This window comes from Suilimivivens aceti (genome assembly GCF_025567405.1).
Taxonomy (GTDB): domain Bacteria; phylum Bacillota; class Clostridia; order Lachnospirales; family Lachnospiraceae; genus Suilimivivens; species Suilimivivens aceti.
This window is the reverse complement of the sequence record NZ_JAOQKJ010000009.1, coordinates 36,516-52,590: the sequence shown is the minus strand read 5'-3', so window position 1 is coordinate 52,590 and position 16,075 is coordinate 36,516. Positions and strand designations below refer to the sequence as shown.

19 protein-coding genes are annotated in these 16,075 nt (G+C 39.2%); all 19 read left to right on the top strand.

Annotated elements, in window-relative coordinates:
• Positions 1-11 precede the first annotated feature (11 nt).
• Entirely contained in the window at positions 12-992 is a 981-nt protein-coding gene (locus OCV77_RS11620) for a helix-turn-helix transcriptional regulator (RefSeq protein WP_262575232.1), read from the top strand.
• Positions 993-2,252, top strand: a complete 1,260-nt coding sequence (locus OCV77_RS11615) for a hypothetical protein (RefSeq protein ID WP_262575230.1) — start codon at positions 993-995, stop codon at positions 2,250-2,252.
• Positions 2,253-2,345: 93 nt separating this feature from the next.
• Entirely contained in the window at positions 2,346-2,603 is a 258-nt protein-coding gene (locus OCV77_RS11610) for a hypothetical protein (RefSeq protein ID WP_262575229.1), read from the top strand.
• A gap of 168 nt (positions 2,604-2,771) precedes the next feature.
• Complete coding sequence (lexA, locus tag OCV77_RS11605; protein ID WP_262575228.1) at positions 2,772-3,383, top strand: transcriptional repressor LexA; 612 nt, start codon at positions 2,772-2,774, stop codon at positions 3,381-3,383.
• 159 nt (positions 3,384-3,542) lie between these two features.
• Positions 3,543-3,848 (top strand): hypothetical protein, encoded by a 306-nt coding sequence (locus OCV77_RS11600; protein WP_262575227.1) that lies wholly within the window; start codon positions 3,543-3,545, stop codon positions 3,846-3,848.
• A gap of 410 nt (positions 3,849-4,258) precedes the next feature.
• Positions 4,259-4,603, top strand: a complete 345-nt coding sequence (locus OCV77_RS11595) for a helix-turn-helix domain-containing protein (RefSeq protein WP_262575226.1) — start codon at positions 4,259-4,261, stop codon at positions 4,601-4,603.
• 141 nt (positions 4,604-4,744) lie between these two features.
• Entirely contained in the window at positions 4,745-5,323 is a 579-nt protein-coding gene (locus OCV77_RS11590) for a hypothetical protein (protein WP_262575225.1), read from the top strand.
• Between the two features lie 16 nt (positions 5,324-5,339).
• Positions 5,340-5,498 carry a conjugal transfer protein gene (locus OCV77_RS11585; RefSeq protein WP_262575224.1) on the top strand — a complete coding sequence of 53 codons (159 nt, stop codon included), beginning with the start codon at positions 5,340-5,342 and terminating at the stop codon, positions 5,496-5,498.
• A gap of 34 nt (positions 5,499-5,532) precedes the next feature.
• Positions 5,533-6,456 (top strand): recombinase family protein, encoded by a 924-nt coding sequence (locus OCV77_RS11580; protein ID WP_262575223.1) that lies wholly within the window; start codon positions 5,533-5,535, stop codon positions 6,454-6,456.
• Positions 6,457-6,480: 24 nt separating this feature from the next.
• A complete protein-coding gene (locus tag OCV77_RS11575; protein WP_262575279.1) occupies positions 6,481-7,422 on the top strand; it encodes a recombinase zinc beta ribbon domain-containing protein in 942 nt (313 codons plus the stop codon).
• A gap of 136 nt (positions 7,423-7,558) precedes the next feature.
• Positions 7,559-8,449, top strand: coding sequence for a LysR family transcriptional regulator (locus OCV77_RS11570; RefSeq protein WP_015521527.1), 891 nt, complete (start codon positions 7,559-7,561; stop codon positions 8,447-8,449).
• A gap of 114 nt (positions 8,450-8,563) precedes the next feature.
• The gene (locus tag OCV77_RS11565) at positions 8,564-9,622 is read left to right on the top strand and encodes an alpha/beta hydrolase (protein WP_262575222.1); all 1,059 of its coding nucleotides are present in this window, start codon (positions 8,564-8,566) and stop codon (positions 9,620-9,622) included.
• 3 nt (positions 9,623-9,625) lie between these two features.
• Positions 9,626-10,312, top strand: coding sequence for a DUF4405 domain-containing protein (locus OCV77_RS11560; RefSeq protein ID WP_262575221.1), 687 nt, complete (start codon positions 9,626-9,628; stop codon positions 10,310-10,312).
• A gap of 23 nt (positions 10,313-10,335) precedes the next feature.
• The gene (locus tag OCV77_RS11555; RefSeq protein WP_262575219.1) at positions 10,336-11,262 is read left to right on the top strand and encodes a prolyl oligopeptidase family serine peptidase; all 927 of its coding nucleotides are present in this window, start codon (positions 10,336-10,338) and stop codon (positions 11,260-11,262) included.
• A 117-nt stretch (positions 11,263-11,379) separates the two neighbouring features.
• Complete coding sequence (locus OCV77_RS11550) at positions 11,380-12,267, top strand: aldo/keto reductase (protein ID WP_262575218.1); 888 nt, start codon at positions 11,380-11,382, stop codon at positions 12,265-12,267.
• 18 nt (positions 12,268-12,285) lie between these two features.
• The gene (locus tag OCV77_RS11545) at positions 12,286-12,918 is read left to right on the top strand and encodes a flavodoxin family protein (RefSeq protein WP_006427000.1); all 633 of its coding nucleotides are present in this window, start codon (positions 12,286-12,288) and stop codon (positions 12,916-12,918) included.
• Between the two features lie 45 nt (positions 12,919-12,963).
• Positions 12,964-13,650, top strand: a complete 687-nt coding sequence (locus OCV77_RS11540; RefSeq protein WP_262575217.1) for a flavodoxin — start codon at positions 12,964-12,966, stop codon at positions 13,648-13,650.
• Positions 13,651-13,831: 181 nt separating this feature from the next.
• Positions 13,832-15,460 carry a flavodoxin gene (locus OCV77_RS11535; RefSeq protein ID WP_262575216.1) on the top strand — a complete coding sequence of 543 codons (1,629 nt, stop codon included), beginning with the start codon at positions 13,832-13,834 and terminating at the stop codon, positions 15,458-15,460.
• Positions 15,414-16,007 carry a flavodoxin gene (locus OCV77_RS11530; RefSeq protein ID WP_331488860.1) on the top strand — a complete coding sequence of 198 codons (594 nt, stop codon included), beginning with the start codon at positions 15,414-15,416 and terminating at the stop codon, positions 16,005-16,007. Before OCV77_RS11535 ends, OCV77_RS11530 begins: the two co-directional genes overlap by 47 nt.
• The last annotated feature ends 68 nt before the right edge of the window (positions 16,008-16,075 follow it).

The following is a 16,075-nucleotide window of genomic DNA, read 5'->3' as shown; positions in this document are numbered from 1 at the left end:
GGTGAGTACAATTGGATAAACCAAATTCGAAGGGCCGTATCTTGGCTATTCTTCAATTATTGAAGGAAAAGTCAGACGAGGAACATCCAGTAACAACGGCAGAGATAATTCTATATTTGAAGGACCGAGGATATTCTGTTACCGGAAAGACTTTAAAGGATGACATTTCAGTTCTTCAGGATTTTGGCTATGACGTGATTTTATCTAATCATCAAGCAAATGAATATTTTTTGGGTGAAAGAAGCTTACAGACAACGGAAATAAAGCTGTTAACTGATGCCATAGCATCATCAAGAGCGCTATCTGCACAGAAGAGTCAGGAGCTTATCGATAAGATACTTACATTAACAAGTGATTATCAGAAGGAATATCTTTCTCCGATAATAGGAGTAGATGACCGGACAAAACCTACTGACAATAAGATTTATTATGCACTTGATAATATTATGACTGCAATGAAAGAGCATAAACAGATTTCATACTATATGTGCGATTATAACCTTGCTAAAGAGCCAGTTTTAAAGAACGATAGTGAGATGTATGTATTAAGTCCATATGCCTGCATATGGAATGATGATGCATACTATGTAATTGGGTACTCACAGAAACATAAAAAGATAATTAGTCCACGCCTAGACCGAATTCAAGACGTACATATTTTACCGGAAATGTCATGCCCAAAGCCTGAAAAGTTTGATTTGAGTGATTTTTCGGGAAGAATATTCAAAATGTATGATGGAAATATGCAGACTGTGGAACTCATCTGTGATAACAGTCTTGTGAAGAATGTTATAGATCGTTTTGGCAGAGATTTTGAATTGGAGCCAGTGTCGAATTCCCGATTTAAGGCAACAGTAAAAGTGTCGGTAAGTAAAACTTTTCTTGCGTGGGTATTTCAATTTGCGGGGGAAATGGTTATTTCTGGACCGGAGGCTGTCACAAAAAAGTATAAATCAATGCTAGAAAACGTGATAAGGAGTGAAGAAGAGTAAATGGAAAATCTTTCAACTCATCTTAGCAGAAGATTTAAGAAAGAATATATAAATACAAGTGACGATCCTAATCTAAGGAGTGATGGTCGACGGTATAGAAAACTATATAAAGATCTTGGATATGACAGCCAAAATGGATATATAGAGGCGATAGATCGTATATATGAGGAGCTGTTTTGTAACCTTGGTGAAAGTTCGTTAGCGAGGTATATGTCTTCAACTCCTGATGAAAATGACCAAATAGAAAAACTTAAGAAGGCGTTTACGGAACAACGGGAATACTATGAGAATAATTTAAAAGAACCTTATTTTGAGCAACAAAAGAGCTGTTCTCATAGCTGGAGCGACATTCAAATAGCTATTCAACAATATGAGGGATGGGCGTCCATCGCACCCCAGTTAGACAGAGGCGAAAGTAAATTTGGATGGGATTCTTCTTTAGAGAATATTTTGAATAGTTGGCAAGAAAATATACCTTTTATTGATGATCTAATTAGTTTGTTAATTGATGATAGAAGAACAGATGCGAAGTTTATGTTTGAATTGCAGAGGAGACTGTTAATATCGATAGCGGCTGAGAAAGAGTATTATGGCTTTGTAAAGCATAACTATAAGGATGAAAAAATTCCAAGGGTAAAGGATAATCCATATAAATTTTTCTACATGTATCTGAGAAACCAATTTGTACAAAAGTATTTGATGCTAGCTTTACCAGATTTAAAGAAGGAATTTTCAGGATTAAAACTTAAATGCGTATATGAAAAGAAAGCGATTTATAGCCTTCACGATGTGGCTGACATAATGGCTCAAATGATGGATACAGACAAAAAAATGTACGACCCGATAAAGAAGCAGTTTCAGAAATTAAAGTATATGGAAAAATTCAAAGTCGGTGGCGTTTATAGATTTAGCGATTTGGCAATACCACTTTCTGAATATATCTATTATAGAAAGAAAGGTCGAGTTAGAAACGAACAGTTAGATTCAAAAGGAAATGATATTCTCATTGAGAATAGATTAGCTCCAGTTCTACGGAGCATCATGGATGGAAAAGATGAGATAATTGAGGAATATGACTTGGTTAGAAAATATTTTTCAGATGAATACGGTCAATTATTTTCTTCATTAAATGATCAATATCAAAGTAGTCTGTTTGATTTTTTATCTGGTGGATTTTGTAGAATATACTACATGACACTTGGGCTTAGCCAAGAACTGGTCTATCAGGATTGGAACATAGCGAGGGGAAAATTAGATTAGTAAAAGTGTCCGTGATTACCATGTGAGTTTGTGTGATGATACTCTTGTGCACAAAATAAATTGCAAGATCGATCTTGCATGAAAGGAGATTTCATGCAAAAGAAACAGATAAACAAGGAGATTATCCATAAGTTTCGAATGAAACTTAGAACTCTAAAACTTGAAGATAAACTGGATGTTTTTCCCATAGAGAACACATTCACACGTCGTCAAAGATATTGGATTGATGGTCAGACCGGGAAAGCCTTCTTTAAGGTTCACATGTGGGACCTCAATTCATTGGAAGAATATGAGTTGGAACAAGAAATTAATGCCAGAATTTCTGCAGCCAGAGCATATTTTCAGATGTAATTACTCGACGTTGTATAACGTCAAGTAGAACTGTAACATAGAATGGACATGGGAAAAATATTTCCTATGTCTATTCAAATATAAAATGCTTGTTGAAAAAGAACCTGTGTTCGGGTATTCTATCTTTAGGAAGCGAAGCAGACTGCTTCCTTTAGAAAGGAGCGGCGTATGAGACATAAATCAGTTAACCGGATGAAAGAGATCCAGGCTTTTGCTGAGGAATACTACATTAACAATCGCCACTCACCTTCTACAACAGAGATAGCTAAAGCAGTTGGAATTGCCCGTGGTACTGTATATAAATACTTGGTTGAAATGGCTGATAAAGACATGATTAAGTATGATGGCCAGCAGATTATCACGGATAAGACCTCCAGAATCAGTACTGAGCTGACAAGCGTGGCAATCCTCGGATCTGTATCATGCGGTCTTCCACAGTTAGAGGAGGAGAATGCAGAGGAATATTTGTCACTGCCCGTTGCTTTGTTTGGATCTGGATCATTTTATTTACTCAGAGCGAAAGGAACATCCATGATTGAGGCCGGTATCAACCCGGGAGATCTGGTGCTTATTCGTAAGCAGTCAGAGGCGAAAGATGGCGAAATTATAGTAGCTCTAGTGAACAATGAAAATACGCTTAAGCGACTCCGTGTAGATGAGGCGAACCATTGTGTTCGCTTACACCCTGAAAATAAAAAGATGCAAGACATTATCGTTCCCGAAGGCGAGAATCTACAGATTCAGGGGGTAGCCGTGCATGTAATTAAAGCATTGGCGTAGTTGCTAAACAGTAAAAAAAGATCAGAAAAAGCCTTTTGCTATGGATGGTGCGTGGCTGCACTTGCGGAAACATCTTGGCAAAACTCATCATCGGGTTTTTCCCTTTACCGATACGAGAGATATCGAGAAAATATGATAGCTTTTCAGGAGGCGAGATGGATGAGTCAGGTAACACCAAAGAGACGAGATAAGTTTGTTGCATCCTGTAATTTCTGCGGAACATTTCTTCAGGAACCCCAGGGTGATTGTAAATGCAATGTTGTTTGTCCTTGTTGTGGGAAGAATATGGCGGTTGTTGTCAGAAAGGGGAAGGTTACGGTCTTTGAGGAAAGACATAATGAGGATGACCCGGCATACAAGCAGCAGATCAGAATTATGAGTTATGCAGCTGGTATCGAGAGAAATAAACGTATGATATCAGCTGAACCTACTGCAAGGTATAGCAATGGAATCACAGGGAAATAACCATGAACATAATTGAATATAGTGAGATCCCTGCGGACGACTGCTGAACCGGTCGCCAGAGTTCTGTCTTATGAAAGACGTAGCCCGAGGGGGGCACGGTGCAGATCTTGAGGCGTTAAAGGCATGACGGACGAGTGGCGCGTGGACGGTCAAGAGTTTGCCGAGAGCTGGACTATACGGTAGATGGCTTAAAGAGCTATATGTAACTACTTAATAAGGTAAAGAGGAGCCTGCAAAACGGAAGCTAGTCATTAGAAGGCTGTGAATATCACAGTGCTTCTGACAATGACTTAGTGTATGTTTTGCAGGATTCTTTTCTTTTGTTTTTGAGGAGAATTTGGTTGCAAGGGGGATTTTACGCACTTTTTGGGATAGCTTCCGTTTTGGAAGGCACCGGAAAGGTGCGAAAAATGAAAAAGAACAACGGAATCGATACAACAACTGTAGGAGGAAGAATCCAAAAGTTAAGAGAAGAAAACAATATGACTCAGGCAGCCCTTGCGGAAGAACTGCACTTAGAGAATAAGTCTTCTATTTCAAGATATGAATCCAATAGATCGACTCCTACACCAGAGCTATTTGTTGAGATGGCAAGACTGTTTGGAACGACGACAGATTACATCTTGTCTGGGGAGATGCCAGCTCGAAGCTCAAAACTGATGCAGGCTGAAGCGATTCTACAGGGAATGAAACTGGATAAGACATTAGATGCAGCAATTACAATGCTCATGACTTTGAAGGGTTTAGAGCAATGAAGTTGCTGAATGAGCAACCGGATGTTGTCGTATGGTGTAACGACCTGAGAGCTGATATTCGGTACCATAAATTATGTAAGAACGTTACAAAAGCAGCGCGCGGCTTTAGTGACATCAATTCAACTTTTACAGGAGGATCAGATGGAAGCTAAGGCGAATATTATCAGGAAATATGCGGAAGCAGAGCCTGAATTAAAAGTAGATATTATTTGCAAGTACTACCCTCAGATTGATGGAATTATCAATGCTCGCATTGCAGGCATGAAGTACATCATCTGGGAAGAGAAGGAAAGAAATAGAAGAGCAGAACACGGTGAGCTGGGAGTTAGAGTACAGTCAGGGAATGGATATAGTGATCCAACCGGCAACGAAGGAAGCTTCCGTGCGGACCTTGAAAAGGCAATTCGTAACTGCGATTTCTCTGGTGATCTTCTGGATGGGATTGAACACCCTGAAAAGATCATCGAAGAGGCTCATGTTCTCAAAGAAATGAAGGAGATCCAAAACTTATATGATCTCCAGATTGCATGTCTTTTAACCGAGGATCGTGTTCTGTTTCAGAAGTATTTAAAACAAGAGATGAATCTTACAGATATTGCATCGAGCTGTAAGATCGATTACACCTCAGCAATAAAGAAAATCGGTAGGATTAAGAAATATGTAAAACACGAAGTTATAGAATTTTTGGAATCAACTTCGTGTCAAGTTGGCACGAACTAAGTATGGAGGAATGAATATGGATAACAATGAAAAACTCCTCCGTTACTCAATGCAGGTTGGTTATTTGGGGCTCCTCTTGCAAGAGGAGCTTTTATCTGAAGAAGAATATGAAAAGTGCTTAAGTGCTTTAAGAAGGGATTACGGCATAGTGTCTGACATCCTTGTAGATAAATAGAAGATGGCTAAGATTTTTGTAGGAGGTTCAGCACATGGAAAATGAAGTAAGTATTATACGTGCGAAGGCTTCTCTGGAAGATCGCAGAATGCGAGGTAAGGAAATTGTCCGTAAGAGAGTGGCAGCCTATTGCCGTGTAAGTACAGATGGAGAAGAGCAGTTAAACAGTTTCAGTTCGCAGGTGAAATATTACACCGAACTGATAGAGAAAGATCCGGATTGGATGATGGCCGGAGTATATGCAGATGAAGCAATTACCGGAACGCAGGTGTCTAAGCGCGAAGGATTTCAGAAAATGATAAAGGCCTGTCTTGATGGGGAGATTGATATGGTGATTACCAAATCAATCTCCCGATTTGCAAGAAACACTTTAGACACGTTGAAATATGTGAGAACGCTGAAGGAAAGAAATATTGCGGTCTACTTTGAAGATGAGAAGATCAACACCTTATCAATGGATGGAGAGTTGCTTCTGGTAGTTCTGAGTTCTGTAGCCCAGCAGGAAGTTGAAAACATTTCTAATAATGTTAAAAAGGGCTTGGCGATGAAGATGTCTCGTGGAGAGATTGTTGGATTCGCTGGAGCACTTGGATATGACTATGATCCACAAACCAAGCAGATGACTGTTAATCAGGAACAGGCCAAGATTGTTCAGTACATTTTTAACAGATATGTTTCAGGCGTAGGAACATCCACAATCGCACATGAACTGATGGATATGGGAGTTCCTAGTCCCTCCGGAGCAAAGACATGGCATCAAACTACAGTTGCAGGAATCATTCGCAATGAGAAATATTGTGGAGATCTTCTACAGGGGAAAACATTCACTGTAGATCCAATTGCTAAGAGAAGATTGGAAAACCTGGGAGAATCAGATAAGTATCTTCTGAAGAATCACCACGAAGCAATCGTTTCAAGAGAAGTCTATGATAAGGCACAAGAAATCCTGGCAAAATGAGGAAAATGTCATAGTAACGCACGACTGAAGAAGGACGAGTACAGAACACTTTATACCAACAAGTACGCCTTCAGCTGCAAATGTAGATGTGGTTTCTGTGGAGCAACTTTGACCAGAAGAACCTGGCATGGCGGTAAATATAAGAAAACAATTTGGCTTTGTATTACAGCTTCCAAGACGGGAAAGAAGAATTGCCCTAATTGTAAGGCGGTTATAGAAGAAGCCCTGATGAGTGCATTTGTGGAGTCCTACAAGCTGATGACTCGTGATTATAAGGATGTCCTTGATGAATTCTTGGAGAGAGTAGAAGCAACACTCAGTGATAATGATGTTCTGAAGCGAATTGAGAAGGAAAAAGATAAGCTTAAGGATATGAGCTATAAGCTTAATAACCTTCTCGATATGCATCTTGAAGGAAAGATTGACTTTGAGACTTTCGAGAAAAAGAGAAATTCCCTTCAACAGCAGATCGAAGAAAAGAAAACGGAGATTGGAGCGTTAGAAAATATAGGAAATACAAAGCTTGATCTTGAGAGCCGTGTAGCCTTCATGAGAGAAAAATTGGTCCAGAATGATACTATAAAAGAATTTGACCGTCAAGTATTTGAGAGTATTGTGGATTATGTTGTCGTTGGAGGTTATAATGAAGAAGGAAATGCTGATCCGTCGATGATAACATTTGTGTATCGGACAGGATTCAAGGACCGTAAAAATGGAGATCATTTTAAACCGGCGAGGCTGAATGCCTCTAAGAAACATACCGGTTCTGGCAGTTCTGCAACGAAAGCATGCCAGGGTGATGATATTCGTCTGGAAGACTCATCTAATATCTATTCTAGTTTGCAGTCACTTACCACAGACGAATGCAACGTTTTGCAGTCAAACACAACACCCGATGCACGTGGAGACGGTATGTTTATTGTCCAAACTCCACGAAGCGAAGCATCATGTGAATGTGAGACTTGACATGGACGAGATGGATTTAACGGCGGCTGAGAGGCGCTAAAGGTCCAGGGGACCTTTGCCCAGCGCGGACCGAAGCGGAGCGTAGACAGGTTACTTATGAGGAGATAAAGAAAAATCACAAAGAGGAGTGAATTACATGATGTATAATCCACAACTTGATACATTTATCTGCGTTGTAGAAGCTGGAAGTTTTAGTAAAGCGGCAGAAGAATTATATATAAGTGCACCTGCGGTTATTAAACAGATAAATTCTTTGGAAAACAGCTTAAATTTGCAACTATTTGAAAGAACACACAGAGGTCTTATTATTACGGAAGCTGGTAAATCGCTCTATCAGGATGCAAAATATCTGATTCAATATTCAAAAGAATCGTTGATACGGGCGCAGGAAGCAATGAATCATAATGAAGAAATCATTCGTGTTGGAATATCTCCGATGACGCCACCGGAAGTTTTTGTGGAACTTTGGCCTAAGATACAGAAAATATATCCGGAGATGAAGTTTAAATTGATTACATTTGAAAATACACCAGAGAATGCAAGAGAGATACTGGCTAATATGGGAAAGAATATTGATGTGATAGCTGGAATCTTTGATGAAACAATGCTTGAACTCAGAGGCTGTGATGGTACTGAGATTTCAAGAGAACCATTTTGTGTGGCGGTATCAATTCATCACAGGCTGGCAAAAAAAGAAAAAATTACACTTGATGATCTGGCTGGAGAAAATCTTATGCTCATGAAAAGAGGATGGAGTTATTATGGCGATATGCTAAGGGATGATATGATGAAAAATCATCCTGAAATCAATATTGTAGACTTTAATCTGTACAATGTAGAAGCATTTAACCGATGCGAAAATAATAATGAGGTATTACTGGCATTCAAGAGCTGGGAAAGTGTTCATCCACTGATCAGAATCATTCCAGTAGAGTGGGATTATACTATGCCATTTGGAATTCTTCATTCGAAAAAACCGTCCATTAAGGTTAAGCGGCTGATAAATGCTATTAACAAGGTAAAATAAAAATTGAATACATGCGAGTAGAAACCTAAAGGTTAATACTGAATAACAAAACGAGACTTCTAATGGAGTCTCGTTTTGTTATACTTTAGCTGAAGTGAAAATGGAGGATACTATATGCAGATAAAGAGGATAGCTCTTGGAGGAATCATCATGACTGTTATCATGTTCAGTGGGTGTAGCACAACAGTCCAGAACCTGGCAATCGGGGAAGAAAAAACGCTGGAAACAGGAAAAACAGAGCAAGAGAGCGTGACAGAGAAGGATATCAATATGAATGAAAAAGAAAGTTTTAATGCAGAGAGTAATATAAATGATGTTATCCATGATTCAGCTTTCGATAATTATGGCAGACTCATATTTCCGGTAGATATGGAAATAGAGGACAATCTGAAATTAAAAGACGTCAGCTCTATTTTGCCGTGGTACAGCGAAGTCAACAACGATAAAACAGTAGAAATCGTAAATTATATGAAAAATCAGGCAATGAATGGTGAGCAGATTTTTTATCCAATATATAGTGAAGAAGAAATGCAGGCAGATGCGGATAAAAAGGATACAGGTTTATTTTTCTTTCGGGGAAATGCAGGAGCAAAAACAACGATTATCAATGCAGGAGGAGGCTTTGTATATGTAGCCGGAATACATGATAGCTTTCCTCATGCCTTAGAATTGTCAAAGAAAGGCTATAATGCATTTGCTCTTATTTATCGTCCGGGAGCACAGACTGCCTGTGAGGATCTTGCCAGAGCAATTGCGTTTTTACATGAAAATGCAGAGAAACTACAGATTGATATGACGGATTATTCTCTCTGGGGTGGCTCAGCAGGAGCAAGGATGGCGGCCTGGCTTGGTTCTTATGGAACAGCTTACTTTGGAGAAAAAGAATATCCTGCACCGGCTGCGGTGATTATGCAGTATACAGGACTTTCCCAGGTGACAGGAATGGAGCCTCCAACCTATGCCTGTGTCGGAACAAGTGACGGAATTGCATCATACAGAAGTATGGAAAATTATATTTCCCAGATACAACAAAATGGCCCAAATACAAAAATAGAAGTATTTAAAGGCCTTTCTCATGGATTTGGATTGGGAGAGGGGACTGTAGCAGAAGGATGGATTGATCGTGCAATATCTTTCTGGGAAGACAATATGAATGCTTTAGATAAGAGGTAGGATATGAAAAATAAGCGATTTACAGCAAAAATAATGATAGATATAGGAATGACGATATGTTTGCTTCTTCTTATGCCATATAGTCTGCTCAGCGAGACTGCACATGAGTGGATTGGTATGGCGATGCTTGTGCTTTTTATTTCACATCACACACTGAATCATAAATGGGTGACCTCTGTAAGGAAAGGAAAATATAATGCGTTCAGAGTGATACAGACAGTACTGGTTATCATCATGCTTATTCTTATAATGGGTTCCATGATAAGTGGAATATTATTGTCAAATCACATATTTAAATGGATAAAGATTTCCGGAACATATATGACAGCCAGACAGATACATATGTTTTGCGCATACTGGGGACTGGTTGTGATGTCATTACATCTCGGATTTCATTGGAATATAGCGGTAGCAATGTCAGGACGATTATGGGAACATCCATCCGTCATCAGAACATGGGCAGCAAGATCTGTCGCAACCACAATTGCAGGTTATGGTTTATATGCATTTTACAGGAGACAGATAGGAGATTATCTGATTATGAGGATGCATTTTGTATTTTATGATTATGAAAAGGGGATCTTTCCTTTTCTGCTGGATTATCTGGCAGTAATGATATTGATAGCATTTATTGGATATTATAGTGGAGTGTTTCTAAAGAAAACAGGTAAGAGAAACCGAAAAGGTTAATACTGAAAGAAGGTGGTGTATTTATGGAAAAGCGGAAATTAGTACTTACAATTATTGGAGTTGTTATTTTAGCAATGGTAATCATGGTATATATCTACTTTTTAAAACCCGGCAGGAATGAAAAGAAGAATCAACAAACAATAAACCAGGTACAGACCGTACAGCAGAAGACAGATGAGAAAAAAGAAAATACAGAAAAAAATACATCCGGAGATGAATTGGAAAATGTTACGCCGGGAAGCGAAGAATACCGGGGCTTCCTCCTGGATAATGTTCTTCATTCTCCAAATGAAGGGGACATTCATTACAATGTATATATTCCGGATGCATATGACGGGACAAAGGAATATGCACTATATGTAACATTACCCGGATATCAGGGATTATATTTTCAGGGCGTGGGAGAAAATATCCGGACAGAAGATTTTGGATTTGAAGCACAGAAGTATATTACCGATATGATTATTGTAGCTCCACAGTTAAATGACTGGGAACAGATATCAGCAGATCAGACAATTGAACTGACACAGTATTTTCTGACGCATTATATTATTAATCCATCGAAAGTATATATTAATGGTTATTCCGGAGGAGGAGAAACCCTGTCACTGGTCTTGGCAAAGCAGCCGGAATTATATACAGCGGCACTTATGTGCAGCTCTCAGTGGGATGGTGCATATGAGTCGGTTGTGGAGATGAAAACGCCGGTATATTTTGTGATTGGCGAAAGCGACGAATACTATGGATCAGAACCTTTTAAAGAGGCATACCAGCAGATACATGAGCTTTACAAAGAACAGGGATTATCGGAATCAGAGATTGATAAACTGGTGGTACTGGATGTAAAAGATAAAGATTACTTTGAAGGAACACCGGTCACTTATCAGCATGGCGGTGGCTATCTGTTTTGTCGTGACAAAGAAATTATGGGATGGCTGTTCAATCAGTAAGAACCAGAATAAACCGAAAGGTTAAGACTGAAAAACTTATCGAAACTTCTCAAAGGAATCTATCAGTATTATAGTATGAATGTAAGATGAATGAAAGAAAACAAGGAGGATACGACAATGGAATATATTTCATTAAATAATGGTGTAAAAATGCCAATACTGGGATATGGCGTATATCAGGTAACAAAAGAGGAATGTGAAAGATGTGTGCTTGATGCTTTAAAAGTTGGATACCGGGCGATTGATACAGCACAGAGTTATTTTAATGAGGAAGAGGTTGGGAATGCAATCCAAAAGTCAGGCATTCCAAGAGAAGAAATCTTCCTTACAACAAAGGTGTGGGTTGAACATTATGGATATGAAGAAGCAAAGAAATCAGTTCTTGAATCCATGAAAAAGTTAAAGACAGATTATCTGGATCTGGTATTGCTTCACCAGCCATTTTCAGATGCTTACGGTGCTTACCATGCATTGGAAGATCTGTACGATGAGGGAAAAATCAGAGCAATCGGAATTTCCAACTTTTATGTAGACAGAATGGTTGATTTTGCATCTTTCAACCGCATTAAACCTATGGTAAATCAGGTGGAAACCCACATCTTCAATCAGCAGAAAGAGATGAAGGAATGGGCAGACAAATATGATATCCGGTTAGAAGCATGGGCACCATTCGGTGAGGGCAGAGGAGGCACATTTGAGAATCCTGTCATCGCAGAGATTGCAGAAAAATATCAGAAGACTCCGGCACAGGTTATGCTTCGCTGGCATATTCAGAGAGGGGTAGTGGTTATTCCGAAATCAACACACATTGAGAGAATGGAAGAAAACTTTAATGTTTTTGATTTCACACTTTCTGATGATGATATGAAGACTATTGCAGAACTGGACAAGAAGACAAGCTCCTTCTTCTCGCATCAGGATCCGAATATGGTGGAATGGTTCGTGAAGATGGTTGAGGAAAGAAAAAAGAATAATGACAGTTCAAAAGAAAAAAAGAACTGGTAAGTATAAGAGGAAAAATCAATGAAAGTATTACTTGTCAATGGCAGTCCACACAAAAATGGCTGTACTTATACAGCTCTTTGTGAAGTATCCAGTGCATTAAATGAAAATGGTATAAGTACAGATATTTTCTGGATTGGAAATAAGCCGATTTCAGGATGTATTGCCTGCAGAAAATGTCAGGAAAAAAATAAATGCATCCTGGATGATATCGTGAATGAATTTCTGGAAATAGCAGGGGATTATGACGGATTCGTATTTGGAACTCCGGTACACTGGGGTGGTGCAGGCGGTGCAATCACATCCTTTATGGACAGAGTCTTTTATGCCGATTTAAACGGTGGCGGCGACAGATTCCGCCTGAAACCTGCCGCTGTGGTAATTTCAGCAAGAAGGGCCGGAACAACGGCCACATGGGATCAGGTAAATAAATATTTTGGTCTGATGCAGATGCCGATCATTACATCGAGATATTGGAATATGGTACATGGGACGAATCCGGATGAAGTAAAACAGGATCTCGAAGGAATGCAGGTTATGCAGATTCTTGGAAACAATATGGCATATTTCATTAACTGTAAAAATGTTGCGACAAAAATGGGAATTGAAATGCCAAAGGCACCGGATTTTGTATTTACCAATTTCATCCGATAGAAATTAGCGTGACAAACATTTTATAGGACAGGAGGTAATCTTAGAATGAAAACAAAGAAAATAGCAGCAGTACTCTTAACATGCATCATGGCAATCGGTTTGATGGCAGGATGTGGAGCAAGCAATACAAACCAGTCTGCTTCTAATAATGACAGCCAGTCTACAAGTACAAACCAGTCTGGAAATGAAGAAGCGGATACAAATTCCGAAAACACTACAGATACAACAGAAAATACATCAACAGGAAATGGAAAAACATTGGTTGTATATTATTCAGCTTCAGGAAATACAAAAGATGTTGCTGAAAAGATAGCAAAAATTACAGAGGCAGATCTGTTTGAAATAGAGCCTGTGGAGCCATATACAGATGATGACCTTGACTGGACAGATGATGACAGCCGGGTGTCAAGAGAACATGATGATGAGAGCTTAAGAGATGTGGAACTGGTGTGTACAACAGTTGATAACTGGGATTCATATGATACGGTATACATTGGCTATCCTATCTGGTGGGGAATTGCAGCATGGCCAGTAGATAACTTTGTAAAAGAGAATGACTTTACAGGAAAAACAGTCATCCCATTCTGTACAGCAGCGACCTCGGGAATCGGTGACAGCGGTAATCTTCTGGAAGAGATGACAGGAACAGGTGACTGGAAAGAAGGGGAACGATTCCATGGTGGAGCGTCTGAATCAGATATCAGTTCATGGATAGACAGTCTTGGATTATAAAAGAATATAAAAATATTTGGAGGAATCGTAACAAAGAGAGACTTCTGTCCGGAGTCTCTTTTTCTTATACTTAAAGCTGACTCAGGATGAAGCAAAATCTATTGATGAGATGCTTGCCCATATGCCGATGTCGCAGGTGTTTGGAGGTTCAAAAATACAGAAGAAATAAAAGAGGTGAGCAATGAAAACAAGGAAAAAGATAACCATCGGGGTAATAGTGGCTTTCTTAGCGGTAGTCATGGTGGGTTATATCTATCTGTTTACAGGGGCTAAAATAAAAAATGTAAGCAATGATGTCATAAAGGGGGATGAAGAGACAAAGTCTCTGGTTGTTTATTTCACGAGGCAGGGAGTGATTCCGGGAGATGTAGATGCAGTTTCATCAGCAACACAAAGCTCTAATAAAGGAATGGAAGGCAGTGACACAGAAGGCGCTGCACGTATGATACAGAGCCTTACAGGGGCTGACATGTATCAGATATACACCGCTCATTACTACAGAAGATCCTTTGTGGGAACAGCTGCAACTGCATGGATTGAGGAGCTGCTTAATTTAAGACCAGAACTTGCTGCTAAACCGGATAATCTGGATGATTATGACACAATTTACGTGGGATATCCGATTTGGTGGTTTAATGCACCGATGGCAATAGGAAGTTTTCTGGAAAGCTATGATTTGTCAGGTAAGACAATAATTCCATTTTGCACAAGCCAGGATAATGATATTAGCGTCAGTATGGATTATATAAAAGCGGTTGCAAGTGGAGTAAATGTGCTGGACGGATACCGGATTCATGCAGCAGATGTTGATGATGTGAAAGAATGGCTTCAGAGGATTGGTGTGTTAAACGAAAATAATACAAAAGATCTAAATGCAGAAGGAAACTCAAAGATGGAAACAGAAAATTCAGATAAACGCTATGGGAGTGGTATCGTACCAGATGAGCTGGAATATATCCCTGATGGATATGAAGCTCCGGCAGATCAGCAGGGAAATCTCCAGAAAATCACCTATAATACATGGGAATCTTTTACCTATGATCAAAAGAGTCAGAAACTTACAAAAGAAGCATGGGTATATGTTCCATATGGATATGATGAAAATAAAAAGTATAATGTTTTCTACCTGAGCCATGGTGGGTGGAGCAATGAAACGACGATTATGGGAACCGATAAAGATCCGCATTCTTTTAAAAATGTGCTGGATCATGCAATTGAGGATGGAAAAATCAAGCCGCTTATTATTGTTTTACCAACCTATAACAATACGAGCAAAGAGGACAGTGGGGATTACAGTCTGGCAATTCAGCTTACCAATCAGTTTCATAACGAGATTGTAAATGACTTGATCCCGGCAGTAGAGAGCAAATACAGTACCTATGCGGAAAGTGTAACGAAAGAAGGATTAGAGGCTTCACGTGATCACAGAGGTTTCGGTGGATTTTCCATGGGTTCTGTAAATACCTGGAATACATTTCGTTATTGCATGGACTATTTCAGATATTTTATGCCAATGAGTGGAAGCTACAGCACAGATGGACAGTATATGGCAGATTTGGTTAGACAGCAGGGATATGGCTCAAATGATTTCTTTATCTTCGCTGCTTCTGGAACAAGTGATTTTGCATATCATGCATTTAAAGCTCAAATCATGGCAATGGCGCAGGATTCAGATGGAATGTTTAAGTTCGCGAATAATGAGACAGACGGTAATCTTTCCTTTTTGGAGAGAGAAGGTTATGAACATGATCAGAAGGCGTGTGATGAGTACACGTATAATGGACTACGATTTTTCTGGAATGAACAGTGAGATAAGGATTTCAATAATAGGAAAGAAAGGAATAGATATAAAAATGAAGAAAATGTTAGTTGTATATTATTCCTGGTCAAATGGAAATACAAAAAAAATTGCAGAGCAGCTGGCAAATAAGACAGGAGCAGATATCGCAAGAATCGAAACAGCAGAGCCATACAGAGGTAGTCATGAAGAGGTGGTTAAACAGGGGAAAAGAGAGGTAGAAGCAGGCTTTACGCCTCAGATTAATCCATTATCTGTAAATCTTGCAGATTATGATGTACTTGCGATTGGAACGCCAACATGGTGGTATACAATGGCACCTGCAGTGCTGACATTTCTAACAGTAAACGACTTTACAGGAAAGACAGTAATTCCATTTATGACAAATGGCGGATGGCCGGGACATGTAATTAAAGATATGAAGGACAAGTGCAAAGGAGCTGCCTTTGCACATAAAATGCAGATTCAGTTTGATTCTATGGGTAAAGACCATCTGGAAACTTCGGAAGATGTGATTACAGAATGGATCGGGCAGATAAAGATGGAGATAAACAAATAACCATAAGGTTAAGACTGACAAACAAACAGGAACTTCTGAAAAATATGCAAACTGCTTATAATAAATGT

What these genes read in the sequence shown, in the direction of transcription:
- OCV77_RS11560 (WP_262575221.1), top strand. Translation starts at nt 9,626, where the DNA reads ATGAAAAATAAGCGATTTACAGCAAAAATAATGATAGATATAGGAATG.
- OCV77_RS11550 (WP_262575218.1), top strand. Translation starts at nt 11,380, where the DNA reads ATGGAATATATTTCATTAAATAATGGTGTAAAAATGCCAATACTGGGA.
- OCV77_RS11610 (WP_262575229.1), top strand. Translation starts at nt 2,346, where the DNA reads ATGCAAAAGAAACAGATAAACAAGGAGATTATCCATAAGTTTCGAATG.
- OCV77_RS11535 (WP_262575216.1), top strand. Translation starts at nt 13,832, where the DNA reads ATGAAAACAAGGAAAAAGATAACCATCGGGGTAATAGTGGCTTTCTTA.
- OCV77_RS11585 (WP_262575224.1), top strand. Translation starts at nt 5,340, where the DNA reads ATGGATAACAATGAAAAACTCCTCCGTTACTCAATGCAGGTTGGTTAT.
- OCV77_RS11615 (WP_262575230.1), top strand. Translation starts at nt 993, where the DNA reads ATGGAAAATCTTTCAACTCATCTTAGCAGAAGATTTAAGAAAGAATAT.
- OCV77_RS11595 (WP_262575226.1), top strand. Translation starts at nt 4,259, where the DNA reads ATGAAAAAGAACAACGGAATCGATACAACAACTGTAGGAGGAAGAATC.
- OCV77_RS11590 (WP_262575225.1), top strand. Translation starts at nt 4,745, where the DNA reads ATGGAAGCTAAGGCGAATATTATCAGGAAATATGCGGAAGCAGAGCCT.
- OCV77_RS11565 (WP_262575222.1), top strand. Translation starts at nt 8,564, where the DNA reads ATGCAGATAAAGAGGATAGCTCTTGGAGGAATCATCATGACTGTTATC.
- lexA (WP_262575228.1), top strand. Translation starts at nt 2,772, where the DNA reads ATGAGACATAAATCAGTTAACCGGATGAAAGAGATCCAGGCTTTTGCT.
- OCV77_RS11570 (WP_015521527.1), top strand. Translation starts at nt 7,559, where the DNA reads ATGATGTATAATCCACAACTTGATACATTTATCTGCGTTGTAGAAGCT.
- OCV77_RS11545 (WP_006427000.1), top strand. Translation starts at nt 12,286, where the DNA reads ATGAAAGTATTACTTGTCAATGGCAGTCCACACAAAAATGGCTGTACT.
- OCV77_RS11530 (WP_331488860.1), top strand. Translation starts at nt 15,414, where the DNA reads ATGAGTACACGTATAATGGACTACGATTTTTCTGGAATGAACAGTGAG.
- OCV77_RS11580 (WP_262575223.1), top strand. Translation starts at nt 5,533, where the DNA reads ATGGAAAATGAAGTAAGTATTATACGTGCGAAGGCTTCTCTGGAAGAT.
- OCV77_RS11600 (WP_262575227.1), top strand. Translation starts at nt 3,543, where the DNA reads ATGAGTCAGGTAACACCAAAGAGACGAGATAAGTTTGTTGCATCCTGT.
- OCV77_RS11555 (WP_262575219.1), top strand. Translation starts at nt 10,336, where the DNA reads ATGGAAAAGCGGAAATTAGTACTTACAATTATTGGAGTTGTTATTTTA.
- OCV77_RS11540 (WP_262575217.1), top strand. Translation starts at nt 12,964, where the DNA reads ATGAAAACAAAGAAAATAGCAGCAGTACTCTTAACATGCATCATGGCA.